Here is a 26298-nt window from a genome sequence, read left to right on the forward strand (position 1 = left end):
AATTATAATCTCTAATTTATTTAGCCGCAAAAGTACGAATATTTTTCTTATCTTACGATATAAGTTTCAGAAATTCGTCTTCGCTTAATATGGTTATTCCAAGTTTTTTTGCTTTTTCAAGCTTTGCAGGTCCCATATTGTCTCCAGCCAGTATAAAACTTGTTTTCGCAGAAATGCTTCCTACATTTTTCCCTCCGTTTTTCTCGATAAGCTCTTTATATTCGTCACGTGAATGATGAACAAACACACCGCTGATAACGATAGACTGTCCCGCTAACTTATCCGTATATCCGCTTAAATCTTCTTCGGTGCGATAAAGCTGCAGTCCGGCCTCTTTTAGCTTGGCAACTAACTCACGATTAGACTCATTCGCAAAATATGCAAGTATACTCTGGGCTATTTTTTCTCCGATTTCATCGATACTTACCAATTTTTCAAGATCTGCCTGTTGCAGATCATCTATATTCTCAAACGATTTTGCTATCTTTTTGGCCACAGTCTCACCAACAAAGCGAATTCCCAAAGCAAAAATAACACGTTCGAAAGGAACGGTTTTGCTTTGTGCAATCCCCGTTATAATGTTCTCTGCCGATTTTTCTCCCATACGATCCAAACCTTTGATATCATCAGCTGTGAGTTTATATAAGTCGGCCGTATTTTTAATTAATCCCAAACGATAGAACATATCCACGGTTTCCGGTCCCAATCCATCAATATTCATAGCCTTTCGACTAATAAAATGCTCGATTTTGCCTTTGATTTGAGGAGGACACGCTGTTTCATTGGGGCAATAATGAGCGGCTTCCCCTTCATACCTGACTAATTTACTACCACATTCGGGACAATTGACGATGAATCGAACCTTCTCCCCAAGCATAAAACTACGTGCATCTTTATCTACTCCCGTAATCTTAGGAATAATTTCACCACCTTTTTCCACATAAACCATGTCTCCGATATGCAAATCAAGTCCTTCGATGATATCCGCATTATGTAAGGATGCACGTTTTACGACAGTTCCCGAAAGCTGTACAGGGTCCAGATTAGCTACCGGAGTGACTGCTCCGGTTCTTCCTACCTGATAGGTCACCTTATTCAATCGGGTCAATGCACGTTCTGCCTGGAATTTATAGGCAATAGCCCATCGAGGAGACTTAGCCGTAAAACCCAAATTTTTCTGTTGTCTCAAACTGTTCACCTTTAAAACAATCCCGTCTGTGGCAACCGGTAGATTTTTACGTTCTACATCCCAATAGTTGATAAATTCAAAGACCTCCTCCAATGTCTGGCACTTACGCGTCAAATCAGAGATTTTAAAACCCCATTTTGCCGCTTCCTGAAGATTTTCATAATGTCCGTCACAAGGCAGATTATCTCCCAATAAATAATATAAATAAGCATCCAGCTTGCGAGAAGCTACAATAGAAGAATTCTGCAACTTCAATGTACCGGATGCCGCATTTCTGGGATTGGCAAAAAGCGGTTCTTCACGTGCCTCTTTTTCCCGGTTCAACTCTTCAAACACTTCCCATGGCATAAGAATTTCCCCACGTATCTCAAAAGAAGCGGGATAATTATCACCATGTAATACAAGCGGGATAGAACGGATTGTTTTCACATTATCCGTCACATCATCGCCTTTTTCTCCATCTCCACGGGTGACGGCACGAACCAACTTCCCATTTTCATAGGTCAACGAAATAGAAGTACCGTCATATTTCATTTCACAACAAATCTCGAAATCCTCATTTAGCGCTTTACGGACACGATCGTAGAAGTCCGTCACTTCCGCTTCCGAATATGTATTTGCCAATGACAGCATAGGATATTTATGGGCCACTTGCGTAAAATTCTTGTTCAAGTCGCTCCCCACGCGCATAGTGGGTGAATTTTCATCTTTATATTCCGGATGTGCTTGTTCCAGATCCTGAAGTTCACGCATCTTATCGTCAAACTCTTTATCCGAGATTTCAGGAGCATTCAACACATAATAATTATAATTATGCCGATGAAGTTCGGCACGCAATTCCTCTATTTTTTCTTTTATATCCATATTTCTTCGATTGTTTAAGGCAAAAATACATGTTTATCTTTGAATATTTGTACTTTTGCGAAAAATTAAAAGATTATGCGCATTGATATTATAACAGTTTTACCCGAAATGATTGAAGGTTTCTTCAATTGTTCTATCATGAAACGAGCTCAAGATAAGGGACTTGCAGAAATACACATTCATAATTTACGTGATTACACCGAAGATAAATATCGTCGTGTCGATGATTATCCTTTTGGAGGATTTGCCGGAATGGTGATGAAAATAGAACCTATCGAACGCTGCATCAATGCTCTAAAGGCAGAACGTGACTACGATGAAGTTATCTTCACGACCCCTGACGGAGAACAATTCAACCAACCGATGGCCAACACTCTCTCTCTGGCACAGAATCTCATTATTCTTTGCGGACACTTTAAAGGCATCGATTACCGTATTCGCGAACATCTGATTACTAAAGAAATCAGTATCGGCGATTATGTATTAACAGGAGGAGAACTGGCGGCAGCAGTGATGGCAGATGCTATCGTACGTATCATTCCCGGAGTCATCTCCGATGAACAATCCGCACTTTCCGATTCTTTCCAGGACAATTTGCTGGCAGCACCTGTATATACACGACCTGCTGATTATAAAGGCTGGAAAGTTCCCGATATTCTATTATCCGGGCATGAAGCAAAGATCAAAGAATGGGAACTGCAACAATCCCTGGAACGCACCAGAAAACTTCGTCCCGACCTATTAGGGGAGTAAAATAAAGTGTAAATAAAAACGACGATGAAGATTACGTAAATCCTCACCGTCGTTTTTATTTTATCTTCAATCTAAAGATTCTGTCCGTAGACAATTCCTCTAAACACGAACTTCTTTTTCATCTGCCACTACCTGCTTGTTTATCCTTTCTTTATTTAAAAGAGAAATAGCATTTTTCTTGCAGACTTAATGCGAAGGGTTATTGTATGTTTTCAATTATACCTCAAGCGCACCGATTATTTCCTTTACAGACTTACATCCGTGTCTTTCCAGGTAATTATTTATACCATCTTCTACTTTAATAGTCACAGCAGGATCTATAAAATTTGCCGTACCAATTTGGATGGCCGTCGCACCTGCAAGCATGAATTCAACAGCATCTTTCCAGTCCATAATACCTCCCAATCCAATGACAGGAATATTTACCGCCTTGGCAACTTGCCATACCATACGTAATGCGATAGGTTTTACGGCTGCTCCCGACATTCCGCCTGTTATAGTTGACAAAATAGGGCGTTTACGTTCCGCATCAATCGCCATACCCAGCAATGTATTGATTAATGACACGCTATCCGCACCACTTTCTTCTGCTGCACGAGCTATTTCAGTGATGTCCGTAACGTTCGGGGAGAGTTTTACGATAAGTGTCTTTTTGTAAGCTGAACGCACTGCTTTTACTACTTCTGACGCCCCTTTTGCTGACACACCAAAAGCCATACCACCTTGCTTTACATTAGGGCAAGAGATGTTTAGCTCTATAGCAGGAATTTTGTCAAGTTCATTAATGATTTCAGCTGTTTTTACATAATCTTCGATGGCAGATCCCGAAACGTTTACAATCATATTCGTTTGGATGTCTTTTATACGGGGATATATATGCTCCACAAAGTAATCAACACCCTTATTTTGCAGTCCTACAGCGTTTAACATCCCAGAAGGAGTCTCTGCCATACGCGGATAAGGGTTTCCTTCACGTTTGTGAAGGGTAGTTCCTTTTACAATAATACCACCTATTCGCGCTATATCAATGAAGTCGGAGAACTCTTCACCATATCCAAATGTACCAGATGCTGTCATCACCGGGTTTTTCATTTGTAATTCACCAATGTTTACACTTAAATCTGCCATAGTAGTTTATTTATATTAAAAACAGGACCTTCTTTACATACACACAAATGACCTTCTGTCGTATTTTCCACACAACATAAGCATGCTCCGATACCACAAGCCATTGTATTTTCCAAAGATACTTCACATTCTATCTGATTACTTTTGGCATATTTTGCCACAGCCACCATCATCGGTTTGGGACCACAAGTGTAAATCTGCTCAAATCGTACCTTATTTAATATAGAATGTTGGGTAACATATCCTTTTTCTCCATGGCTACCATCTTCCGTAGTGGTATATACCTCTCCATATTTGGCAAACTCTTCCAGCTGCAACAGATCTTTGTCGCTACGGGCACCTAACAGGAACGTAGGTTTATGGCCTTTTTTAGCCAACTGCTCACCTAAATAAAGCATAGGGGCTGTTCCGACACCTCCACCAACTAATAAGAGCTTATCAGAAGCCTCCAGAGGCATTGTATATGCATTTCCCAGTGGAAGCACTACATTTATTGTTTCACCGGGATGAACCTCTGCCAAACGTCTTGTTCCATCACCAACCAGCTGGATCAGAAACCAGACCTCATTTCGCTGTTTATCTACAAAATTAATAGAAATGGGACGCCGTAAGAACGTAGTAGGCGAACCGTCCACCCGGAGTTCGGCAAACTGCCCAGGTAACATTTCGGGCAGTAATGACTGAGAGGTCAATTTTAGCAATACATAGTTTGCATTCAATCTGATATTCTCGGTCACTGTCAGATCTAAAATAAATTTCTTCATGTATGGATATAAAAGTATAAATTCGTATTCCGGGTGCAAAGATACAGGAAATTGCTCAAACCACCGATTTTACTCTTCATTTTTCAGGTCGAAACGTCTCATAGGTATTATCATCAAAAAATATTCTTATTTCCGTGATTTTCCTGGCAGGCTTTTCTATATACCTAATCTCTTGTTTTACAATCTCTTTGGGGGTATTTTCGGCGTTTCTTAACGGCGTTTCCTTGCGATTTTCCGGAAGAGTCGGCTCTTTGAACGGATTTACGGGATTCTCGTCAAATAAAGAAGGCAGATAATCGTGATTAGAAGAAGAAAAGGAAGTTCCTTCTTCAGACACCATCATTTCGCCCTTACCATAAAGCAACCATTCAAGATTTACATAGTCATACTTTTGATGAACCTTCATAACGACCTCTAAGCTGGGTTTATTCCGATCATTTAAAATATGAGAGAGAGTAGATTGTTGCACTCCAATTGTTTCAGCAAAAACTCTAGGAGGAACTTTTTCTCTTTCCATTATCATTCTGATTCTGTCTTTTATTTCCATACTACCTTCTTTTTATTACAATTGTATGTGTTATGCACCTATTTCACAAAAATACGCACTATCTCATTGATTATACAAAGGTAAATATTTAGATTCACAAAAGCAAATTACAAATATAAAAATATCAATATTACAAAAGTATACCACGTTATACAAATCGAATATTACGCTTGTATATAGAATAAAACGAGTTATTATAAACATATAGCTTTAGTTTAATTATATAACATAAAATGCAGATATACAACCACATATATAGCACAAATGAAACTCAAATAGAGACATTCACAAATATACATACCACATAGAGAAGGCTCTTATAGCACAAATTGATATAATAAACTATATAATATTGATTTATAATAAAATAATAGAGATAAAAGTATTTGTTAATGCCTGAAAAACTACATTTGTATATAAGGTATTATTATTGTAAACACATAAATATATTATTGTAAACACTATCTTCTAATTACATTTGGAATCTGTTCACATAAGTATACAGCATATTTGTAACCACATAAATACACAAAAGTAAATATTGATAGTTGCAAAAGCAATAAAAGGAAGGGATCAACTCATACTTTACCAATGTATATTGCTATTTTTTTCTAATCATCCTTTACAATCTTCTCTAAAAAGAAAATCCTTGCAATATTTCCGTACCGATCTCCACTTATTTATTTTTTTCCGATTCTAGGAGGCTCTTTTTTTGCATAAACAAATGAAATACAAAGACTTACCCCTATAATTCTGATTCTATTTTTCTATTAAACTAGAAAAAATAGGCTTATAGTAATCAAATATACTCTGGATTATCAAAATGACACTAATGGATGATTATAGAGAAAAGAAAAAATCTCCATTCTCACTATAAAACGATCCCTTTAAAATCCAAAATGTTTTTTTGATAAACTCAAGAATAAGTAAACTTTTCTCGTTTAAAAATTAAAGCTCCTATTTAAAAGAAAAAATTTCCTTGAAGGCAGATCAATACAAAATTTTAAAAATATACTTTGTGTAGTTCGTTAAATGGGTAACTCTATAAAACTACAAAAGGAGTAAATCTATTTGTAAAATAATCACTGGCATTGTGAAAGTCTTTTTTATAATGGAAGTAATTGCGAGAATACAAAAAAGACATATACTTCCCGTTTCTATCTACGGTAAAAGTATATGTCTGATTATATAAGTAATTATTAATCCTACTTAATGCAAAATTTTGAACACTAATTCACGAAGAATATCTCCATCTGTCATAGAACTATTTTGGACTCCTTTGGATTTTGCATCAGCATATCGTATTTCTCCAACAATTTGCATGGTCTTTACTCCGCTATATTTTCGCATTGCTGCCATATAATCCCGAGCCTGCCAAGGAGTTCTTAACCCTAGCATATTTGCAATCCCTTGCTCTGATTTATCCGGTGCATAATAAGTCAACATTAGGTTGGAGTAAAAGCTGAATAATAAAGACAGCGTCATTTGGATCGGATTAGTTTTCGGATTTTCCTCAAAATATTTTATTATCTTATTGGCTTTCAATATATCCTTTTCCACTAAAGCGCTGCGCAATTCAAAGTTATTATAATCTTTGCTTATGCCTATGTTTTTTTCTATCTGTTCAGGAGTTACACGTTTTTGCCCGGCAGGTAAAGTGATAATCAACTTTTCAAGTTCTCCGGTCAGACGACTCAAATCTGAACCTACAAAATCAGCAAGCATAGCAGTTGCTTTAGGTTCCATATCAACTCCTTTCCGTTTCATATAGGAGGCTATAAAACCGGGGAGTTGTGCATCCTTTATTTTTTTAGATTCAAACAGCACACCAACTTTGTCCACCTCGGCAGCCAGCTTCTTTCTACGATCCAACGTTCCATGCTTATGGCATATCACTAAAATGGTGGAAAGCAAAGGCTTTTGAAGATAATACGACAACTCTTCCATATTACGTACCGCCTGCGCTTCCTTAACTACTACTACTTGGTGTTCCGACATCATGGGATAACGCTTTGCAGCATTTATAATCGTTGCCACATCCACATCAGCCCCATACACAACAGTCAGGTTGAACTCTTTTTCCGTCTCACTCAACACATTATCCGTTATGTAATCTGCAATCAAATCGATATAATACGACTCTTCTCCCATCAGGTAATAGATAGGGCGATACTGCTTTGCTCTCAATTCCTTGAGGATGTCATCACAGGTCAGTTCTTGTTTTGCCATATATAATTTTCAGAAAGACCGGATTACCAGTCGAATTTCAAGTGTTTAACAGTTTTCTTTTCATCAATAATCATACGCAAAGAAGCAATACCAATTTCAACATGCTCTTCTACATAATTTCTGGTAACCAAACTATCACTTCTATCTGTTTTTACTCCGTCGGGAGTCATTGGCTGATCGGACACTAATAATAATGCGCCGGTAGGAATATGATTGGCAAAGCCACAACTGAACAAAGTTGCAGTTTCCATATCAACTGCCATAGCCCGGGTCTTTTTCAGATATTCTTTGAATGCATCATCATGTTCCCAGATACGGCGGTTGGTGGTATATACGGTACCGGTCCAATAGTCACGACCTTTGTCACGGATGGATGAAGAAACGGCACGCTGCAACATAAATGCAGGTAATGCAGGAACTTCGGGAGGAAAATAATCGTTAGAAGTTCCCTCTCCACGGATAGCTGCAATGGGGAGAATCAAGTCGCCAAGCTGGTTTTTCTTGTCGATACCACCACATTTTCCCAGAAACAAACAAGCTTTGGGTTGAATAGCTCCCAGCAAGTCCATGATGATGGCAGCGTTGGGACTTCCCATGCCAAAGTTAATCATAGTGATACCTTCGGCAGAAGCAGAAATCATATTTGCATCCCTTCCTAAGATGGGAACATTAAACTGATTTGCGAAAATCTCGACGTACTTGTTGAAGTTAGTCAACAGAATATACTCTCCAAAATCCTCCAGGTTACGTTTTGTGTAACGGGGCAGCCAATTAGCTACGATTTCTTCTTTTGTTTTCATAATTATCTATTAAATTTGTGCTCCCAATAATGGGAACCATTATTTAACTTACAAAAATAATAAATGTTATCGTTAAACCTACCAGTATTCGACACTAAAATAAACGTACGAAACGGAAAAAATGTAATTTTCGACGTAATTCGTAAACGATATGTCGCCCTTACCCCTGAAGAATGGGTACGGCAACACTTTGTTCACTTTCTTATTGCACACAAAGGATATCCGACTGCCCTTCTGGCCAATGAAGTAATGGTAAAGTTGAACGGTACTACCAAACGATGCGACACCGTACTTTATCGGAGGGATTTATCAGCCCGGATGATTGTGGAATATAAAGCACCACATATCGAAATCACACAGGCTGTTTTCGATCAGATCACCCGGTATAATATGGTATTGAAAGTAGATTATCTGATTGTCAGCAACGGAATGCAACATTATTGTTGCCAGATGGATTATGAGAATCAGAGTTATACGTTCCTTCAGGATATTCCAGATTACAAATCTTTATAAAAATGATCCGCTTCATTCGCCTTAAAAAACATACTTACCTGCAAGAATAAAATAGCGTCACTATCCGTTCAAGATAGTGACGCTATTTGCTTACTATGGTGACACCATCCCAAACAGATGGCGTCACTATACCAACTCCCCTTTCAGATAGTCTTCAAACAGCCTTTTCTATACGGCAACATCTTTCTCACTATCCTCATTTCCTTTCTTTTTGCTGAATCGCTCTTGCAATTTCTGCATGAATTCGTAGAAATTAGGAATATAAATGGTAGCCAATAAAGTGTTCATGGCCATACCAAATACCACAGCGGCACCCAATGCTATACGACTTTGTGCACCTGCGCCGGTGGCGAACAACAAGGGCATCACTCCTAATACAAAAGCAAAAGAAGTCATCAGGATCGGACGCAAGCGGACATGCCCCGCTTCAAAGGCAGCTTCCCTAATTGAATTACCCTCGGCACGGAAATCACGGGCAAATTCCACAATCAAAATTCCGTTCTTTGCAGAAAGTGCAACCAACAGGATTATACCGATTTGCGTATAAATACTGACTGGAGTTCCCATAATCAGACAGCCAATCATGGCACCTAATAAGGCTACCGGCAATCCGATGACGGCTGCTACCGGGCTGGTCCAACTTTCATACTGTGCAGCAAGTACCAGGAAAGCAACAATTAACGCCATAATCAGAACAATGGTAGTCGTATTCCCAGCCTGGGTTTCCTGATAGGCAACGGAAGTCCATTCATACCCAAACTCATCTCCCAGCTGTTCCTTAAACAATGCTTCCACTTCTTGAATAGCCTGCCCGGTACTACTTCCCGGAGCAACATTACAAGTCAGAGAAGCAGTCGAGTACATATTATAGCGGTTAATCTGGTCTTGGCCTAACTGTTCCTCCACTTTGGTGAAAGAAGAAAAAGGCACCATCTCTCCTGCCGAATTCGGCACGCTTAGCTTCAAGACATCATCAATTACCCGCTGTGCTTGATCGCGCGCCTCGATTTTCACCTGGTAAATACGGCCGAATTCAACAAAATCATTCACATAAGCCGCTCCCATATAATAGCCCAATGTAGAGAAAACATCGTTCAAGGCAATTCCCATAAACTGGACTTTGTCACGGTCGATATTCAAGAAATATTGCGGAACATTTGCCTGATACTGGCTGGATACAGATGCTAAAGCCGGTTTTGAATGATAAGTAGCAAGCAAGGCATTGATGGCCTGCTGCATTTCCGTCGGTCCCAGATTACGCCGGTCTTCCAACTGAAGCTGTAAACCACCGGATGCACCCAACCCCGGAATAGCCGGAGGAACCATGGCAAATACTTCCGCAGCCTGAATAGTCATATACGCTTCACCATTAAAACGGTTGACTATGGCAGCAGCCGTATGCTCCTTCCCTTTCCTCTCACTCCAGTTTTTCAGAACCACAAAATAAGTTGCCGAGTTACTCTGTTCGCCACCACCCATGATAGAAAAGCCGGAAATACCAATATAATTCTTTACCTCCGAATAAGAATCCAGAATACCGTTTATCTTTTCTCCCACTGCTTGCGTACGCTCAAGGCTGGCGGCAGGCGGAAGTTGAACAACAGCAATAAAATATCCGTCATCCTCGTCCGGGATAAAAGTTGACGGCCAATGCATAAAAAGCAATAGAGCAATAACAGTCAAAGCGCCATAAGAAGCGAGAGCCATTCCCGGACGTTGAAGCAACCATTTGACAATTTTGTCATATACCCCTTGTATCTTGTCATAAGCCTTATTGAAACCTTTGTATATAAAGAAGTTAGAAGGTTTACTCTTTTCAAGAAACAGTGCGCAAAGTGCAGGAGTCAATGTTAACGAATTGAAACCGCTCAATACGGTAGAAGCGGCAATAGTCAGTGCAAACTGCTTATACAGCTGACCTGAAATTCCACTAATCATCATTGTTGGAATAAACACGGCGAGCAATACGAGAACCACCCCGACAATCGGACCCGTGATCTCTCCCATCGCTTTTGTCACCGCTTCACGAGGTGAGTACTGCCCGGTTTCCAATAACCTCGAAGCGTTCTCCACCACCACTATCGCATCATCCACCACAATAGCAACTGCCAAAATCAGTCCGAACAATGTTAATGTGTTGATAGAGAAACCAAATGCCGCCATTACGGCAAATGTACCGATCAGCGATACCGGGATAGTGATACAAGGAATAATCACTGCCCGCCAATTCTGCAGGAACAAGAAAATAACGAGTATCACCAGCAAAGTCGTTTCAAAAAAGGTGACCATCACTTCATCAATGGAAGCATGGATGACATCAGTCGTATCCAAAGTGACATTATAGGCCACTCCTGACGGGAAACTTTCCGCCAGTTCCTCCATCTTAGCTTTCACTCCTTTTGAAACATCCAGCGAATTGGAACCCGGTTGCTGGTAAATAGCAATAGCAGCCGTAGGTTTTCCATTCAATCGCGACACTACACTGTATGAAGCAGACCCCAAATCAATGCGTGCAATATCTTTCAGACGAAGCATCGCTCCGTCCTGCTCACGGCGAATAATAATATCTCCGAACTGTTCAGGAGAATTCAATCGTCCCTGAACATTCAAAGTATACTGAAAAGCATTATTATTATCCTGTCCGATAGGTTGACCGATATATCCGGCGGATACTTCCACATTCTGCGACTGGATGGATTGATAGACTTGCTGCGGTGAAATATTCCGTATACGCATAGCCTCCGGATCGAGCCAGATGCGCATCGAATAGTCCCCTGCTCCCATCACATTCACAGCACCCACTCCGGGCACACGTGTCAGCTGGTCCACTAAATTCAATTTGGCATAATTAGTCAGATACAGGCTGTTGTACACAGAGTCCTGCGAAGTCATTGTCAAAAACATCACAATGTTTGAAGATTGTTTCTGCACAGTGACCCCTTGCACCACCACCGGTTCCGGCAGCGATGATTGTGCGATACTTACCCTGTTTTGTACCTGCACAGTTGCCATATCGATGTCCGTACCAACAGCGAATGTAATAGTCAGAGAATATGCTCCCGAAGATGAAGAATTGGAAGACATATAAAGCATGCCGTCCACACCATTCACCTGCTGTTCGATAGGAATACCCACTGTTTGAGCAACAGTTTCAGCATTTGCCCCGGGATAAACGGCAGAGACCTGCACCGTTGGCGGTGTGATCTCCGGAAATTGCGCCACAGGCAATATATTGAGTGTGACCAGACCGGCTACTACAATAAGCAGGGCAAGGACAGTAGCAAATATCGGTCGGTTGATAAAAAACTTAGAAAACATAATGTATAGGTTTAAAAGATTTCATTTGTTAATCAATCAGTTATCCAAAAGACCTTATTTCCCTCTTTTAGGGAGGGAATCAGGAAGTGGCTTTACTTTCATTCCGTCTCTGACTTTCATCAAAGCCTCCGTGACATACTGTTCCTGCGGGGAAAGTCCACCCAATACCTGCCGTAAAGTGCCGTCGACCAACTGCCCTATTTCAATATGCCGGTAATGAACTATATTCGAATCATTTACAACATATAAGTACTTGCCTAACTGGTCGGTTCCGATAGAGCCCTCTTTCACCAGCATGGCATTTTTAGCTTCTCCATAAGGTAAAGTTATGCTTACATATAATCCGCTCTTCAATATCCCTTTCGGGTTATCAAAATTGGCACGAACCATCAGTGTTCCTGTATTCACATCTACATTTGGTGAAAGATAATCGAGTGTAGCCGGATAACTTTCAGTTCCCCCCTTTCCCAGTTGAACCATTATTTTTTTAGGAAGATCAGTCGGTAACTGCTGGGTATCCATCGTCATTGCCAACCATTGATTATCAGCAACATTAAAGTAAGCATACATCTGATTATCTTTATAAATAGTAGCCAATGTGACTGGTTGCAACGAACCGCCTACATAACTTCCTATATCTACAGTCGCCTTACTGATGGTGCCGTCAAACGGTGCACGGACATAACAATATCCCAAGTTTGTACGGGCGGTGCTCAAAGCTGCTTCCGCGTTGCTGACAGCTGCAACACCCTCTTTCACAGAAGATTCAGCCTGAAGTACCTGTATCTGACTGACCGCATCACTCTTTACAGCCTCTTTCATACGGCTATAATTATTACGAGCATATTCCAATTGCGCTTGGGCAGTTTTCAGTTCTGCTTCTGCTTGCTCCACCTGATCTTTATATAAGGTTGGTTCGATGACAAACAACAGTTGCCCCTGTTTCACCCGTCCACCTGCGACATAAGAGGTAGACTGCAAGGTTCCGTTCACCCTGGCTACAAGATTCACCGTCTTTTCTGTTGTCAGATAACCCGGATAATCTTTCGTCAAAGTAATATCCTCCACTATGGGTTTGGTCACACTAATTTCCGGAGTTGGCATACCTCCCATCGCTCCTGTACTTTTCTTCTCCTTGCAACCCGTCAATATAGGCAGTGCAAGAAAGATATACATCAGTTTTTTCATATCTGTTAGGTTATATATTTTATAGATTGATTTTTATTCTCTCCAACCACCCCCTAAAGCCTTGTAGAGGGCTATCAGTTGCAAAAGCGAACTACCTTGTGCCTGTACCAGCTGATTCTCATAAGATAACAGAGAACGTTGTGCATCAAGTACGTTTTGGAAAGGCGAAAGTCCCTGTTTATAAAGTTCCAGTGAAAGTTTCAATGTCTCAATTCCTTGATTGCGTACTTCCCGCAGGGCTACAATCTGTTTGATTGAATTCCGGTAGGAATTCATAGCATTGTCCGTTTCCTGTACGGCAGTTAAAACCGTCTGATTAAACTGGTTGATTGCTTCATCCAGTTGCGCTTTTGCCAGCCGGGTTGCATTCACCAGCTGTCCTCCATTGAAAATAGTCCAGTTCAATGACGGAGCAATTTCATAAGTCATACTTTTACTTTTGGTGAGATCCTTCAGGTCACGGGCGGCATATCCAAATGAACCTTTCAAGAAAACTTTCGGCAACCAATCCGCTTTCGAAGCTCCGAGCAATGCTGCCTGCGCATTTACGCTCAATTCCGCACTTCGTACATCAGGCCGTCGCAGTAATAAATCGACAGGCATTCCCACTCCGATAGGTTCCATATAATCGGGCAATGTGCCACTGGATTCAAGAGCAGGACGAATGTCCTGGGGATACATTCCCAATAAGACAGCCAATGTTGTGATATACTGATTGATACCCGCTTCCAACTGGGGAATGGAGGCTTTTGTGCTATATAATACAGACTTGGCCTGTGCCACATCGAGTTTGGCAACCAGCCCGGTGTTATAGCGTACTTCCGTGATTTTCAGGACTTCTTCCTGCGAAGCACTGTTTTTCTTCACCACTTCAAGCTCTTGTTGCAACTCCCTTAGATTGATATAAGCCGAGGCTACTTCTGCAGCTAATGAGACCATGACTCCTGTGTATTCTTCCTTGCTGGCGGCGAAATTCTCTTTCTGCGCTTTTACCCGTTTACGGATACTGCCGAAAATATCAAGCTCCCAGCTCATGCTTAGCGAAGCATCATAATAATGATCGGTTGTTTGGGGCAGTGAACTTGTATTTCCACTGGTTTCCTGACGGGTCCATCCTGCATTCAATCCGATGGAAGGAAAGAAGTTACTGCGTTCTATCCAAAGATTGGCACGAGCGGCAGCTATACGGTTGATTGCCATGACAACGGAGTAATTACGATCTACTGCCAGAGCTATCAAAGAGTCCAGTTTGGTGTCTTGGAATGACTTCCACCAATGGTCATCCACTGGAAGTATCTGTTGAAACACTTCCCCGCTCTCTTCCCAATCTTGAGGAAGCGGAGCTTTCAAATAACGGTTTGCGGTCTGTCCAACCGCGGTCACAGTTGAAAGAAACATAAGGAGCGATGTGCCCCACACTCGTATATTCATATCAGTTCAGGTTTTTATGAAATGAAAAGATAACAACTAAAGGGTAAGTTTGTTTATCGATTCTTTTTTATACGAGCACTTGCTAAAACAAAAAAAGCCCCGCATTGCTGCAGGGCTTATTATATATCAAAAAAGTAACTTTACTTACTTCACTACTCTTCTTATTCAGCAGTTTTTCTTCTGATAGCTCTTTTGGTAGTAGCTACCGGAGCTTCTTCCACCTTGTGTTCGATTTGTACGCCAGCCAATTCCGGGTCAATCATAATACGTCCGCAATATTCGCAAACGATTACTTTCTTACGAGAACGGATATCCAGTTGTCTCTGGGGCGGAATCTTGTTAAAGCAACCACCACAAGCGTCACGCTGTACGTATACAATACCCAATCCGTTGCGAGAGTTCTTACGGATACGTTTGAAAGACTGCAACAGACGCGGTTCAATCTTAGTTTCCAGATCTTTAGCTTTGTCTCTCAATTTCTCTTCTTCCTGTTTGGTTTCAGAGATAATTTCGTCCAGTTCGCTCTTCTTCTGCTCAAGGTCTTTCAGTCTTTCGTTAAGAATCTGATCGTTCTTCGTTACTTCGGCCTCTTTTTCTTCTTTATCAGCAGAATATTCCTTGATTCTCTTTTCGCAAAGTTCGATTTCCAATGTCTGGAATTCGATTTCTTTCGTCAAGAAATCATATTCACGGTTATTGCGAACATTGTCTTGTTGTGACTTATATTTTTCTACTGAAGCCTTTGCTGTTTCGATTTCTACTCTCTTGCCGGCAATAGCAGATTTCAGTTCATCCACTTCAGCTTTGATCTTGTCGATACGGGTACTCAAACCAGCAATTTCATCTTCAAGGTCTTGCACTTCCAACGGAAGTTCACCTCTCAATGTCTTGATTTCATCAATCTTAGACAACATCGTTTGCAGTTGGAACAGTGTCTTCAGTTTCTGTTCTACTGTCAACTCATTCGGATCTTTTTTTGCTTCTCTAGCCATTTTACTTATAAATATTTTATGGGATTCGTATTTATTTTACTCAATTGGAGTGCAAAATTAGGAAATAAATCCCGGATTATGGAATAAAAAATTTCTTTTGTATATTGTTCGCTTTCGTAATGACCAATCTCTGCCATCAGAATATCACCCTCATGGCCGAAATAATCATGATATTTGATTTCTCCCGTAATAAAGACATCCGCCCCCGTCCGAATTGCCTGTGGAAGCAGGAAAGCTCCGGCACCACCACATAAGGCAACCTTCTGTATTTCTCTCCCCGTCAGTTTGTTATGACGTACACAACCCACTTCGAAGATTTTCTTGATGCGTTTCAGAAACTCGAGTTCCGTTTCCGATTCATCCAATTCACCTACAATTCCCGAACCTGCCTGCAACCAGTCATTCTGCAACGGATACAAGTCGAATGCCGGTTCCTCATAAGGATGTACAGACAATAAAGCCTTTATAACTTCTGCTTTCTTATATACAGGAAGAATGGTTTCAATCCTTACTTCATTTTCATGATGCAGTTCACCGATTGTTCCACAGAAAGGATGCGTTCCCTCTTTTGCCCGGAAAGTTCCCTCTCCTTTCAGATTGTAACTGCATGAATCATAGTTACCTATATTTCCGCATCCGGCTGCAAACAATGCTTCACGCACACTATCGGCTTGTGCATCCGGCACGAAAGTCACCAGCTTAATCAGACTGTTCTCTTTCGGTTCGAGCACTTTCAGATTCTTCAACCCTATTTTCTCTGCTATCTTATAATTGACTCCACCTTGTGCATTATCAAGATTAGTATGTGCTGAATAGATCACAATATCATTCTTTATTGCTTTCAGTATGCAGCGTTCCACGTAATCTTTGCCCGTGATAGATTTATAGCCCTTGAAAATGAGCGGATGGTGCGATATAACGAGATTGTACCCCAGCGCGATAGCTTCATCCAACACAGCTTCGGTAACGTCAAGACACAACAAAGCCCCTGTTGCTTCCGCTTCTGTCAATCCGATTTGCAGGCCGGCATTATCAAATCCGTCTTGCAATGGCAGAGGCGCGAATCGTTCAAGGGCGCTTACTATTTCCTTAATTTTCATTATTGGTAGAAAATTTGGTTGCAAAGATAATAAATAAAATAGGAATTAACATACTAAGTGATCGTTTTTTAGAGAATTTATCGTTATCCATTTTTTGAGATCCCCGTAAAAGATATAAAATACCACCCAGAAACTATCAAAAAGGACCTAAAAACTATCTGTTGATAGAAATTCCCCTAAATTACGTCTGATTCTCCCCTACCAAGGTTGACAAAATATCTTAAACTTGCATCATCAAAATTTTTACAACGAATACTCACATTTTAAAAACAACACATATGAAAAGTTTAAGCTTCAGAAAAGATTTGGTAGGAGTTCAGGAAGAATTACTACGTTTCGCATACAAACTGACAACAGACCGCGAAGAAGCAAACGATTTGCTGCAGGAAACCTCATTGAAAGCATTAGATAATGAAGATAAATATACACCCGATACAAATTTCAAAGGATGGATGTACACCATCATGCGCAATATCTTTATCAATAATTATCGTAAGGTAGTTCGCGACCAGACATTTGTCGACAAGACCGATAATCTCTATCATCTTAATTTGCCGCAAGATGCAGGGTTTGAAAGTACTGAAAGGACATACGACCTAAAAGAGATGCACCGTGTAGTCAATGCTCTTCCGAAAGAATACAGGGTTCCGTTCGCTATGCACGTTTCCGGATTCAAATACCGCGAAATAGCAGAAAAATTGAATCTTCCGTTGGGTACCGTAAAAAGTCGGATCTTCTTTACCCGTCAGAAATTACAGGAAGAACTGAAAGACTTCCGCTAAACCATAACTATATCCATATAAATTTTAGATTAAACAGTTAATTTCATTTTTCAGTTTTATCAATAGGCAAAAGGCAAAAAGAGTTTATATTCTTTTTGCCTTTTGCCTGTTTTCATCGGATAAATTCGGATAAAAATCGGCTCCGGAATAAAAACTAATTATAAATTTTCGCCTAAAACTTCCGTTATTTATTGAAATTCTGTACTTTTACTTCATCTAAATAATGAATACGATGAAAACAAATTTGACTTTACTGTTCCTGTTAGTTATGATGATTTCTTGCCAGCCCAAGAAAAGTGATAGTATCGAAATGTCCGTAGCCGAGGCTGCAAAGATTAACAATATCGAAGATTGTGCGGCAGATACGGTCAAAGCTACCGCTATCTTCTGGATTGATAAAGTAGAAACCAAACACTGCAAAGAGTACGGTTTTCGCACAATCAAAGCTAAGGTGCTCATTCGCGAAGACGGGAAAGTTGATTTGCTGTCATTCGTCAAGAAACAATCGCCTGATGTAGAGAAGTATATACGCCATCACCTCTCCAAATTTCAAGTAACGGAAAAGATGTTTGAAGGCGGTTATGTGCAACCCGGAGAACAATTCGTGCAGCTTCGCTGCTTATGGGGAATGTTGAAAGGCAAATAATAAACACGCTAATAACCGGTTAGCTTTTGCTTTTCATTTGCACCTCATTTTTCATTTGTACCTTGTTTTTCAGTGCATACCGTTCGTCTACGACTCTGTCCGTAGGGAAGAAAGTGAAAATAAGCCGCCACTCTCCTTCCTTATAGATAAATTTACGTCCACTGGCTCCACGAAGAATTGCTTCGTATTTTTCCTGCAGGAAAGCCTCGATATGTTCCGGCATTTCTGTGCCGGATGCTGAAAAATCCACTGTTATAAAGAAATGTGGAATAGCTATTTCAGCTACTTTATGGAATATCTGGTCAATAACAGTCATTTCCTGGGTTCTTTTGTTACCTCCAGCAGTTTTCCGTATGCATCAAAAGATCGACGCGAAGCCAATGAAATAGTAATCATTAGCGATAGCATAGATGCTGTGAAAGTAATCACCATAATCATCATCTGATACTTGATAGCGACATTCGGGCTGCTTCCTCCCAGAATTTGTCCGATCATCGTGCCCGGAAGAGCCACCAATCCCATCACGGCAATGTTTGCAATCAGGGGACTAAACGATTTAATGATGGCCTGCCGGATAAATGGAGCCTGTGCTTCCTGCCTTGTTGCTCCGTTTCCCAATAAATACCGATATAGTTGCTGTTCACGTTTCAATCCACTATAATAAGTATTCAAAGCTATTACATTGCTCGACAGCATATTACCCATCAGAATTCCAAATATTGGAATAAAGTATTGGGCGCTAAATATATTATCCAGTTGGAGAACAATACCGATAAAATAGATGCCTACCAATACAACACTACAAAGAAATCCTACCGTAATAGGGATTAATAAAACACTACGTTTCAACTGGGTACGTACCAATGCGGTCTGCCCGGCCACGAATACCATAATTATCACCCAAAGAAAATTAATCCAGGGATTGTTCCATAAAAAGAGATATTTCAGATACATGCCGATAAAGAACAGCTGGATAATCATCCGTAATGTACCAATCACGGCAGGTTTCAGCAATCCCGTTTTAAATTTCCAAAGGTAAAAAAACGGAATGGCAAGCAATAGCAGCCCTATAAAGAGATTATAATATGATATATCAATCGTTCCCACAATATATTCTTAACAATTCTATCCGATTTGCGTTACAGTTCAATTAATTACAGTTCTATTAAATAATGACAGCCCGAAGCAAAGTCCTTATCATGTGATACGGCTAACACAGCCGTTCCCCTTTCCGCCTGTCGCCGGAAAAAAGACAGGACTTTACCGGTTGATCCGGCATCCAAAGCAGAAGTCGGTTCATCTATGATAATGAGAGGTTTGTTGAGCATTGCAGCCACAGCCAACATAATACGTTGGCGTTGACCACCCGATACTTCATTCACCCTCTTTGTATATAATTCGTGTTCCAGCCCCAATTCATCGAAACAAGTGAAAAGTCTTTCTTCCGAAAAAGGAACAGAACGATTCACTTTCAGTCCGAACGGGAGAGCCACCATCTCTTTGACCCATTCAAAAGGTAGTGCCAATTCTTGAGGAATCCATGCAATCTGTCTGCGGACACTATCAATAGTCGATATATCAAGCAATGTTTCCCCTACCTGTATAGATCCTTCTTTCAAAGGCACAAACCCCATTACCGCATTCAGCAACGAAGTCTTTCCACAACCGGATTGACCGACAATGCAAGCCGTTTCTCCCCTTTCCAACTTCATACTGAAACCGGAGAAAAGCACTTCCGTACCAAAAGCAATACAGGCATTATTAATATGTAACATCTATTTGTTCTCTTGAAAATCTTACCAAAATTGTTCTGTCATCTTAAACATTCAAGTATGATTCTACGGCATTTATATTGGCATAAAAAGGCATGAGATATTTCACAAAACCTTCCTCCACTTCACGATTGGGAAATCCCAGGCGATAAGTTTCAAATTCACGATCGTAGCCTTTTATGGTAAGATAACCGCTCTGATAAATCACAGGGATAGGATTGTCGGAAGTTGAATCAATACTATTCAGTACGTCGGCACTGGTTTCTTCATGAGCCATCCGGTGAAGATCGTAATGATGTTTTTTTAGTAATTCGACCAGATAAGTAGGTGTGCCCGTTTCAAACCAGTAGTTGCCAAACACATTGTATTTAAGGGTATTAAGTACACTGAACGGATTATACATACCTATAGAATCATGAGTGAAATGATAACCATCATATCTTTCACGCATTTCTGTGCAAATTTCATCATACGTCAAACCTTGCGCATCGGCAAATTCATGCAATTCAGTTTCAAAGTTCTCATGCAACTCACGATCACTGATTCCGCAGATTTCTATATACTGCTGACGCATAGAAATATCCTCCAGATTATTCAGATCGCTGAATACACTTACCTTTCCGAATTTTGTAACTCCCGTAAGCATACCAAATTTAATGCAGCCATCCTTGCTTTTTAAAGCTCCATAGAAAGCCTTCAATGTATCACGAAAACTCTTCTGGAGTTCATCATTACCAATCGCCTGTAACATAGGCTTATCGTATTCATCCACAAGAATAACGACACTCTGGCCCTCTTTCTCACAAGCACGCTGAATAATACCTTGAAAGCGGGAAGCGAATGTTTTCTCATAATCCTGTGCACCATAGAGAGCTTCCCACCCCCGTAAAGCACTCTCTAAAACCTGGTCGAGTGCTTCAGGAGTCGTATATTTCTCTGCATTCAGATCTAAATGCAGAATGGGATATTTGATCCAATCTTTTTCCAGTTTCTCTATTGCCAATCCTTCGAAAAGTTCTTTCTTCCCCTGAAAATAGGCTTCCAAAGTAGATAGTAACAAACTTTTCCCAAAACGACGTGGACGACTAAGAAAATAATAACTGCCAGTTTTCACCATTTGATATATCCAAGCAGTCTTATCTATATAGCAATAACCTCCTTTGCGAATTTTCTCGAAGTTCTGTATGCCGATAGGATAAATTTTATTACTCATATACTCATAACTTTATAAGTTGACAGATACAAAGATAGCCTTTTCCACCCAATAACACAAAGTCCGATACGAAAGTTTTTTCATATCAAACTCAAATGATAGGTATCAAAACCCCTTTTTTCATATAAAAATTTCTTAGAACGACATGTTTTGTCGTCACGTGACATTATCTTTGCTCTTGATAATTAAAATTAATAACAAATATGGGCAAGAAACGGGAAGGAATGCAACGAATGCTGGTCATTATCAATAAATTGAAAGGATCGCAACGGTATGTGCCGCGTAAAGAATTAGAGAACTACGTGACACATCGCATGGAAGAACGAGATGGAACACCTGTAGATATAAGAACTTTGCAGCGGGACTTCAAAGATATAGAAGATCTATTTGGTATCCGCATCTGTTTTGATAAGAAACAAAACGGTTATTACATCAACGAAGAAGATGATTTAAAAAAGGAGCAATATGAACGGCTCCTGCTAAACTTCGACCTATTAAATGCTTTGGACAATACTTCCAACCTACACACCTATGTTCTTGCCGAACATCATCGTCCAAACGACAATGAATGTCTTCCGGCATTGATGAAAGCCATTAAGTTCTTTCACCCGGTAGAATTCAGTTATATTTATGTACGTGAAGGAAACAAAGTACGAGAAAAGAAAGTCTTACCTTATTATCTGAAAGAAGACCAGCAAAGATGGTATCTCCTCGCCTATGACAACAACATATTAAAAACTTTCAATATTGATTGTATCCGCAATCTCAAAATCCTTTATGAGGAAACCTTCAAAAGGAATATGAATATTGATGCAAACAACTTATTTAAAGACAGCTACGGTATCTGGAACCAGACAGATATTCCAGTAGAAAATATTGAACTAAGCTATAGTGTATTGGATGGCAGTTTCTTGAAATCGAATCCTTTACATCATTCGCAAGAAATCATTACGGATAATGAGATGGAATTTCGAATCAGATTACGCCTTCGTATTACTAATGATTTTGTCATGGCATTGCTCTCACGTAGTAGTTCACTTACAGTAATCAATCCATTACATCTTCGAGAACGGATACGGAAAGTTTATGAGGAAGCGATAAAAAGACATTTATAATATAACGCTTAACATTAAAGCTATGAATTTATTTAAAGCATTATTTGGTAACAGTTTTTTTCAGCAACAAATGCAACGCAATCAACAATATCGCAACAACTACGCCTGCTGCGATAATATTGACGTAAACATTGATCTCGCAGAAGAAATTGAAGATGAAATACAGAATGAAGAACTGTTTTTATCTGACTGTATACCCGAATCTTATTCATATAACGATGAGAATGGAGAAATGAATGATGAGATAGATTTGATAGAATAAGAGATTGATTGTTAACGAAGACTATACTTAAAACTAAAAAAAACAATACCCTAGAGTGTTATATTGCAAAATATATCTATATTTGCATTGTCATCATAAGCAATTATATGACATTACATTTTATTAGATGAAAGTGTTTTGCTTTTATCCTTATTCGGGAAATCTGGTAAATTTCAAAAGGAACAGGGATAACAATAACACTCATCACTTGTATTTTCGTATGTGTTATCTATACGCATATTTATACAAGTGTGGGGTATTGTTTATTTGTTCCTTAGGTTTACCAGAACCTCCCGATAGATAAATAGACGACTCCACACTTTCTTTTTTATGTATAACCGCATTTTAGGGAGTCGAAATGATATTATAAAAGGATGTTTATGGAAAAGATTTTGGCAATTCCCAAACCTAAAATTGGAGTTAGGATTCTCCTTTCTCGGAAAATTGGTGTAAAAAAGCACGATGAAGACTTTTTAATTCTAACAGTGTTATTCTGTTTATTCATGTCATGTTGGATATTGGCATTTCTAAATTTTATAAGAATGAATGTTTAATAATATAAATTTTGATTATATGGAAAACAATAATGAAATAAAAAATATTGATTATTCAATGGTTGAATGTCCCTTTTGTAGGAATGCAATAGAAGCTCCTTCTAAACCGGATATTATATTCAAATGTCCCCAATGCCATAAAGAATTGATTACATATAATATAACTCAAAGTAATAAGACACTAAATACCAAAGATAATATGTCACTTATTTATTGTAGAGAGTGTGGTAAACAAATTTCAAGTCATGCTCAAAACTGTCCTTTTTGCGGATATCCTCAAAATGAACAAAACTTAAATAGTAAAGGAATCAGTTTAGGCTATTTATTTATAAGTTTCTTAATTCCACTTATTGGAATAATCTTATGCTGTATTTCATGGAATAATGATGACAGAAAAGCAAAATCTGCCTTAATAGGTACATTAGTAGGAGTACTATTTACTGCTGTGATTTACTCTATTCTTTTAGAGTATGCTCTATTCTAAAGTAATTTCAGCAGTATAATAAGCTCAAACTATTCAAGCTAATAGAAAGGAATAAAAAAATCAAATTTGAGATAATACGAAAACATATGGAGAATAATAAATTTAAAGAGATTGAAAATACACTTTTAGATAAAGCAAAATTTAGAGATCCCGTAAAAAGCATAGAAGATGCGCCACCTTGTTTTGGCATCTATTGTATTAGAATCAAAAACGTAGATCAACTTATCGAACCGTGTAGAATAGCACTTAAAGATAGGCAGCATGATATTATATATATATTGGTATCGCCAATAATTTACAAAAACGTTTGAAGCAAGAACTTATAGCAAAAGGTCATGGCACATTCTTCAGAAGTATTGGAGCTATTTTAGGGTTTACACCACCTAGGGGATCTTTAAAGGATAAGAAAAACAAGTATAATTATAAGTTTAAGAAGGTAGATGAAAACGATATTATTCAGTTTAATAGCGACAACTTACTAGTTAATTATATCATCACAAAAGAAAGAGATGAAGCATGTGAAGAATATTTAATTCAAAAATACCGTCCTATTATCAATATTGATAAAAATCCGGAAGTCCTGTCTATTGTTCGTGAAAAAAGAGAACTTTGTAGAGAAATCGCTAACAGATAACAAAAACAACTAAGAATAATTTTTAACTTAGTTATTGAGAATATTAAGCGCATTAATAAACTCAATCTGCTATATACCAGATAACTGAATAAAACATTTACAATGAACATTTATACATAAACTATCCCCTCCATCTGCCTCATAGTATAAATGGAGTAATTATATAAACAGAATGATAGCCCCTATTTATTTCATCATCTAGTGTAATTTTGCCAATTTTCATTTATCTTTGCCTTACTAATTAATTCAAGAAAGTTATGATACTGAACGAAAGAGACGCTCGTCACGAGCATATATTGCAGGTAGCACGTCAGATGATGACGGCTGCGCGCACTGCTCCGAAAGGAAAAGGAATCGATATTATTGAAGTGGCCCTAATCACTGATGAAGAGATTAAACAATTATCGGACACTATGATAGCTATGGTAGAAGAACACGGAATGAAATTCTTCCTTCGTGATGCCGACAACATCCTAAGTGCCGAATGTGTTGTACTGATAGGAACACGCGAGCAGACACAGGGCTTGAACTGCGGCCATTGCGGATTTGCCACCTGTGCCGGACGTACTGATGGAGTTCCCTGCGCATTGAACAGCATAGATGTAGGTATCGCAATAGGTTCCGCGTGCGCCACGGCAGCCGATTTACGCGTAGACACACGCGTCATGTTCTCCGCCGGATTGGCAGCACAACGCCTGAACTGGCTGAAAGACTGCAAGATGGTAATGGCAATCCCCGTTAGCGCATCCTCCAAGAATCCGTTCTTTGACCGGAAGCCGAAACAGGAAACCAATGCATAACAGTCACATCGATGCAGAAAACAAACTGACTTTAGATGCAGACAATAAACTGATTTTATAAATAACTAAATATATATAGTCTAATGGGAATCATGGTTGGACTCCCCAGCCCAAGCGGCTCGGAGAAAGATTTGCAGTTGAACTTCGGCAAAAACATGACCGTACAGGTAGAAATGAGAGCATCTCATTTGCCTGCCGAATGGCACATGCAGAGCGGTATACAGTTAACATGGCCACATGCCGGTACAGATTGGGCCTACATGCTGGCGGAAGTGCAAGAGTGTTTTATCAATATTGCCAGAGAAATAGCGAAGCGTGAATTATTATTGATCGTCACTCCCGAACCGGAAGAAGTGAAAAAGCAGATAGCTGCTACTGTCAATATGAATAACGTCCGCTTTCTGGAATGTGCCACCAATGACACATGGGCCCGCGACCACGGAGCCATAACAATGATAGATACCGGCACCCCTTCCCTGCTCGACTTCACCTTCAACGGCTGGGGACTGAAATTTGCTTCCGAACTGGATAATCAAATTACTAAACATGCCGTAGAAGCCGGAGCCTTGAAAGGCCAGTATATAGACCACCTCGACTTCGTACTCGAAGGAGGTTCTATCGAAAGCGACGGAATGGGTACATTGCTTACCACTTCCGAATGTCTGCTCTCTCCCCAACGGAACAGACGACTGAACCAGGTAGAGATAGAAGAATACCTGAAATCAACCTTCCACCTGCAAAAGGTGCTTTGGTTAGATCACGGTTATCTGGCCGGTGATGATACCGACAGCCATATCGACACTTTGGCACGCTTCTGTTCTACCGACACCATCGCTTACGTGAAATGCGAAAACAAAGAAGACGAACATTACGAAGCACTGCTCGCAATGGAAGAACAGCTGAAAACATTCCGCACCTTAGCAGGAGAACCCTATCACCTATTGGCCTTACCCATGGCAGACAAGATAGAAGAAGACGGCGAACGCCTGCCTGCAACTTACGCCAATTTCCTGATTATGAACGACGTTATTCTTTACCCGACATACAATCAGCCGGCGAATGACAAAAAAGCAGGAGAAGTATTGCAGCAAGCCTTTCCAAACCATCAAATAATTGGAATAGACTGCCGTGCCCTGATTAAACAGCACGGTTCCCTACACTGTGTCACCATGCAATATCCGCTGGGCGTTATAAAGGAGTCATAAAAGAATTACAAAGGA

The 26298-nt window shown here is 39.8% G+C and carries 25 protein-coding genes and 1 pseudogene; 11 read left to right on the top strand and 15 right to left on the bottom strand.

The features are described from left to right. Nucleotides 1-52: 52 nt before the first annotated feature. Complete coding sequence (gene ligA / locus H8796_RS18215) at nt 53-2053, bottom strand: NAD-dependent DNA ligase LigA (RefSeq protein WP_004310411.1); 2001 nt, start codon at nt 2051-2053, stop codon at nt 53-55. A 75-nt stretch (nt 2054-2128) separates the two neighbouring features. Here ligA and trmD point away from each other — a divergent pair, with 75 nt between their 5' ends. Beyond that, the gene (gene trmD / locus H8796_RS18220) at nt 2129-2806 is read left to right on the top strand and encodes a tRNA (guanosine(37)-N1)-methyltransferase TrmD (RefSeq protein WP_004295953.1); all 678 of its coding nucleotides are present in this window, start codon (nt 2129-2131) and stop codon (nt 2804-2806) included. 216 nt (nt 2807-3022) lie between these two features. On the opposite strand, the gene H8796_RS18225 is transcribed toward trmD, so the two are convergent. The 5 genes from H8796_RS18225 to H8796_RS18245 all read right to left on the bottom strand — a co-directional run bounded on the left by H8796_RS18225 (nt 3023) and on the right by H8796_RS18245 (nt 8274). Then, a complete protein-coding gene (locus H8796_RS18225; protein ID WP_004295952.1) occupies nt 3023-3934 on the bottom strand; it encodes a dihydroorotate dehydrogenase in 912 nt (303 codons plus the stop codon). After that, complete coding sequence (locus tag H8796_RS18230) at nt 3922-4698, bottom strand: dihydroorotate dehydrogenase electron transfer subunit (protein WP_117933805.1); 777 nt, start codon at nt 4696-4698, stop codon at nt 3922-3924. The genes H8796_RS18225 and H8796_RS18230 overlap by 13 nt, the downstream gene beginning before the upstream one ends. 76 nt (nt 4699-4774) lie before the next feature. Further along, complete coding sequence (locus H8796_RS18235) at nt 4775-5245, bottom strand: helix-turn-helix domain-containing protein (RefSeq protein ID WP_117933807.1); 471 nt, start codon at nt 5243-5245, stop codon at nt 4775-4777. Between the two features lie 1209 nt (nt 5246-6454). Then, the gene (holA, locus tag H8796_RS18240) at nt 6455-7474 is read right to left on the bottom strand and encodes a DNA polymerase III subunit delta (RefSeq protein WP_117933808.1); all 1020 of its coding nucleotides are present in this window, start codon (nt 7472-7474) and stop codon (nt 6455-6457) included. 23 nt (nt 7475-7497) lie between these two features. Beyond that, a complete protein-coding gene (locus tag H8796_RS18245; protein WP_004318231.1) occupies nt 7498-8274 on the bottom strand; it encodes an AMP nucleosidase in 777 nt (258 codons plus the stop codon). 63 nt (nt 8275-8337) lie between these two features. Here H8796_RS18245 and H8796_RS18250 point away from each other — a divergent pair, with 63 nt between their 5' ends. Then, the gene (locus tag H8796_RS18250) at nt 8338-8787 is read left to right on the top strand and encodes a type I restriction enzyme HsdR N-terminal domain-containing protein (protein ID WP_008647554.1); all 450 of its coding nucleotides are present in this window, start codon (nt 8338-8340) and stop codon (nt 8785-8787) included. 168 nt (nt 8788-8955) lie between these two features. Here the strand turns inward: H8796_RS18250 and H8796_RS18255 are convergent, their stop codons facing one another. The 5 genes from H8796_RS18255 to H8796_RS18275 form a co-directional block, all read right to left on the bottom strand. Beyond that, entirely contained in the window at nt 8956-12105 is a 3150-nt protein-coding gene (locus H8796_RS18255; protein ID WP_117933810.1) for an efflux RND transporter permease subunit, read from the bottom strand. A 54-nt stretch (nt 12106-12159) separates the two neighbouring features. Continuing rightward, a complete protein-coding gene (locus H8796_RS18260; RefSeq protein ID WP_074558530.1) occupies nt 12160-13293 on the bottom strand; it encodes an efflux RND transporter periplasmic adaptor subunit in 1134 nt (377 codons plus the stop codon). 33 nt (nt 13294-13326) lie between these two features. After that, nucleotides 13327-14724 carry an efflux transporter outer membrane subunit gene (locus H8796_RS18265; RefSeq protein WP_117933812.1) on the bottom strand — a complete coding sequence of 466 codons (1398 nt, stop codon included), beginning with the start codon at nt 14722-14724 and terminating at the stop codon, nt 13327-13329. A 161-nt stretch (nt 14725-14885) separates the two neighbouring features. Continuing rightward, complete coding sequence (locus H8796_RS18270; protein WP_004295942.1) at nt 14886-15716, bottom strand: zinc ribbon domain-containing protein; 831 nt, start codon at nt 15714-15716, stop codon at nt 14886-14888. A gap of 5 nt (nt 15717-15721) precedes the next feature. Further along, on the bottom strand, nt 15722-16816 hold the full coding sequence (locus H8796_RS18275; protein ID WP_117933814.1) for a Nif3-like dinuclear metal center hexameric protein: 1095 nt from the start codon (nt 16814-16816) through the stop codon (nt 15722-15724). A gap of 278 nt (nt 16817-17094) precedes the next feature. Here H8796_RS18275 and H8796_RS18280 point away from each other — a divergent pair, with 278 nt between their 5' ends. Both H8796_RS18280 and H8796_RS18285 read left to right on the top strand, forming a co-directional pair. Then, on the top strand, nt 17095-17598 hold the full coding sequence (locus tag H8796_RS18280) for an RNA polymerase sigma factor (protein ID WP_004303051.1): 504 nt from the start codon (nt 17095-17097) through the stop codon (nt 17596-17598). Nucleotides 17599-17830: 232 nt separating this feature from the next. Beyond that, nucleotides 17831-18244, top strand: coding sequence for a DUF4891 domain-containing protein (locus tag H8796_RS18285; RefSeq protein ID WP_117933874.1), 414 nt, complete (start codon nt 17831-17833; stop codon nt 18242-18244). 19 nt (nt 18245-18263) lie between these two features. Here H8796_RS18285 and H8796_RS18290 read toward each other — a convergent pair whose 3' ends face one another. The 4 genes and pseudogenes from H8796_RS18290 to H8796_RS18305 all read right to left on the bottom strand — a co-directional run. After that, nucleotides 18264-18560: a hypothetical protein gene (locus H8796_RS18290; protein WP_117933816.1), complete on the bottom strand. Its 297-nt coding sequence runs from the start codon at nt 18558-18560 to the stop codon at nt 18264-18266. Further along, complete coding sequence (locus tag H8796_RS18295) at nt 18557-19351, bottom strand: ABC transporter permease (RefSeq protein ID WP_004308919.1); 795 nt, start codon at nt 19349-19351, stop codon at nt 18557-18559. Before H8796_RS18295 ends, H8796_RS18290 begins: the two co-directional genes overlap by 4 nt. A 47-nt stretch (nt 19352-19398) precedes the next feature. Then, nucleotides 19399-20019 (bottom strand): ATP-binding cassette domain-containing protein, encoded by a 621-nt coding sequence (locus tag H8796_RS18300; protein WP_004308918.1) that lies wholly within the window; start codon nt 20017-20019, stop codon nt 19399-19401. 58 nt (nt 20020-20077) lie between these two features. After that, nucleotides 20078-21229 (bottom strand): annotated as a pseudogene (locus H8796_RS18305) (AAA family ATPase); the annotation flags it as partial. 203 nt (nt 21230-21432) lie between these two features. Here H8796_RS18305 and H8796_RS18310 point away from each other — a divergent pair. The 7 genes from H8796_RS18310 (at nt 21433) to H8796_RS18340 (ending at nt 26283) form a co-directional block, all read left to right on the top strand. Beyond that, nucleotides 21433-22344: a YafY family protein gene (locus H8796_RS18310; RefSeq protein WP_117933818.1), complete on the top strand. Its 912-nt coding sequence runs from the start codon at nt 21433-21435 to the stop codon at nt 22342-22344. A 22-nt stretch (nt 22345-22366) separates the two neighbouring features. Continuing rightward, on the top strand, nt 22367-22606 hold the full coding sequence (locus H8796_RS18315; protein ID WP_117933820.1) for a hypothetical protein: 240 nt from the start codon (nt 22367-22369) through the stop codon (nt 22604-22606). A 573-nt stretch (nt 22607-23179) separates the two neighbouring features. Continuing rightward, nucleotides 23180-23644 (top strand): hypothetical protein, encoded by a 465-nt coding sequence (locus H8796_RS18320; protein ID WP_233530380.1) that lies wholly within the window; start codon nt 23180-23182, stop codon nt 23642-23644. Nucleotides 23645-23730: 86 nt separating this feature from the next. After that, entirely contained in the window at nt 23731-23955 is a 225-nt protein-coding gene (locus H8796_RS18325) for a hypothetical protein (protein WP_117933826.1), read from the top strand. After that, complete coding sequence (locus tag H8796_RS18330; protein WP_117933829.1) at nt 23952-24278, top strand: GIY-YIG nuclease family protein; 327 nt, start codon at nt 23952-23954, stop codon at nt 24276-24278. The genes H8796_RS18325 and H8796_RS18330 overlap by 4 nt, the downstream gene beginning before the upstream one ends. A 257-nt stretch (nt 24279-24535) precedes the next feature. Then, a complete protein-coding gene (locus tag H8796_RS18335) occupies nt 24536-25078 on the top strand; it encodes a ferredoxin domain-containing protein (protein ID WP_004295932.1) in 543 nt (180 codons plus the stop codon). An 83-nt stretch (nt 25079-25161) separates the two neighbouring features. Then, the gene (locus H8796_RS18340; RefSeq protein ID WP_117933831.1) at nt 25162-26283 is read left to right on the top strand and encodes an agmatine deiminase family protein; all 1122 of its coding nucleotides are present in this window, start codon (nt 25162-25164) and stop codon (nt 26281-26283) included. Nucleotides 26284-26298: the final 15 nt, after the last annotated feature.

The sequence above is a fragment of the Bacteroides sp. M10 genome (genome assembly GCF_014334015.1).
GTDB classification, from domain to species: Bacteria; Bacteroidota; Bacteroidia; order Bacteroidales; family Bacteroidaceae; genus Bacteroides; species Bacteroides intestinigallinarum.

Excerpts from the sequence above, each read along its gene's own strand:
- H8796_RS18245 (WP_004318231.1), bottom strand. The coding sequence starts at position 8,274 with ATGAAAACAAAAGAAGAAATCGTAGCTAATTGGCTGCCCCGTTACACA.
- H8796_RS18270 (WP_004295942.1), bottom strand. The coding sequence starts at position 15,716 with ATGGCTAGAGAAGCAAAAAAAGATCCGAATGAGTTGACAGTAGAACAG.
- H8796_RS18285 (WP_117933874.1), top strand. The coding sequence starts at position 17,831 with ATGAAAACAAATTTGACTTTACTGTTCCTGTTAGTTATGATGATTTCT.
- H8796_RS18225 (WP_004295952.1), bottom strand. The coding sequence starts at position 3,934 with ATGGCAGATTTAAGTGTAAACATTGGTGAATTACAAATGAAAAACCCG.
- ligA (WP_004310411.1), bottom strand. The coding sequence starts at position 2,053 with ATGGATATAAAAGAAAAAATAGAGGAATTGCGTGCCGAACTTCATCGG.
- H8796_RS18280 (WP_004303051.1), top strand. The coding sequence starts at position 17,095 with ATGAAAAGTTTAAGCTTCAGAAAAGATTTGGTAGGAGTTCAGGAAGAA.
- H8796_RS18300 (WP_004308918.1), bottom strand. The coding sequence starts at position 20,019 with ATGTTACATATTAATAATGCCTGTATTGCTTTTGGTACGGAAGTGCTT.
- H8796_RS18230 (WP_117933805.1), bottom strand. The coding sequence starts at position 4,698 with ATGAAGAAATTTATTTTAGATCTGACAGTGACCGAGAATATCAGATTG.
- H8796_RS18255 (WP_117933810.1), bottom strand. The coding sequence starts at position 12,105 with ATGTTTTCTAAGTTTTTTATCAACCGACCGATATTTGCTACTGTCCTT.
- H8796_RS18235 (WP_117933807.1), bottom strand. The coding sequence starts at position 5,245 with ATGGAAATAAAAGACAGAATCAGAATGATAATGGAAAGAGAAAAAGTT.
- H8796_RS18290 (WP_117933816.1), bottom strand. The coding sequence starts at position 18,560 with ATGACTGTTATTGACCAGATATTCCATAAAGTAGCTGAAATAGCTATT.
- H8796_RS18260 (WP_074558530.1), bottom strand. The coding sequence starts at position 13,293 with ATGAAAAAACTGATGTATATCTTTCTTGCACTGCCTATATTGACGGGT.
- H8796_RS18315 (WP_117933820.1), top strand. The coding sequence starts at position 22,367 with ATGAATTTATTTAAAGCATTATTTGGTAACAGTTTTTTTCAGCAACAA.
- H8796_RS18340 (WP_117933831.1), top strand. The coding sequence starts at position 25,162 with ATGGGAATCATGGTTGGACTCCCCAGCCCAAGCGGCTCGGAGAAAGAT.
- H8796_RS18320 (WP_233530380.1), top strand. The coding sequence starts at position 23,180 with ATGGAAAACAATAATGAAATAAAAAATATTGATTATTCAATGGTTGAA.
- H8796_RS18250 (WP_008647554.1), top strand. The coding sequence starts at position 8,338 with ATGTTATCGTTAAACCTACCAGTATTCGACACTAAAATAAACGTACGA.
- H8796_RS18335 (WP_004295932.1), top strand. The coding sequence starts at position 24,536 with ATGATACTGAACGAAAGAGACGCTCGTCACGAGCATATATTGCAGGTA.
- H8796_RS18275 (WP_117933814.1), bottom strand. The coding sequence starts at position 16,816 with ATGAAAATTAAGGAAATAGTAAGCGCCCTTGAACGATTCGCGCCTCTG.
- H8796_RS18310 (WP_117933818.1), top strand. The coding sequence starts at position 21,433 with ATGGGCAAGAAACGGGAAGGAATGCAACGAATGCTGGTCATTATCAAT.
- holA (WP_117933808.1), bottom strand. The coding sequence starts at position 7,474 with ATGGCAAAACAAGAACTGACCTGTGATGACATCCTCAAGGAATTGAGA.
- trmD (WP_004295953.1), top strand. The coding sequence starts at position 2,129 with ATGCGCATTGATATTATAACAGTTTTACCCGAAATGATTGAAGGTTTC.
- H8796_RS18325 (WP_117933826.1), top strand. The coding sequence starts at position 23,731 with ATGGAGAATAATAAATTTAAAGAGATTGAAAATACACTTTTAGATAAA.
- H8796_RS18265 (WP_117933812.1), bottom strand. The coding sequence starts at position 14,724 with ATGAATATACGAGTGTGGGGCACATCGCTCCTTATGTTTCTTTCAACT.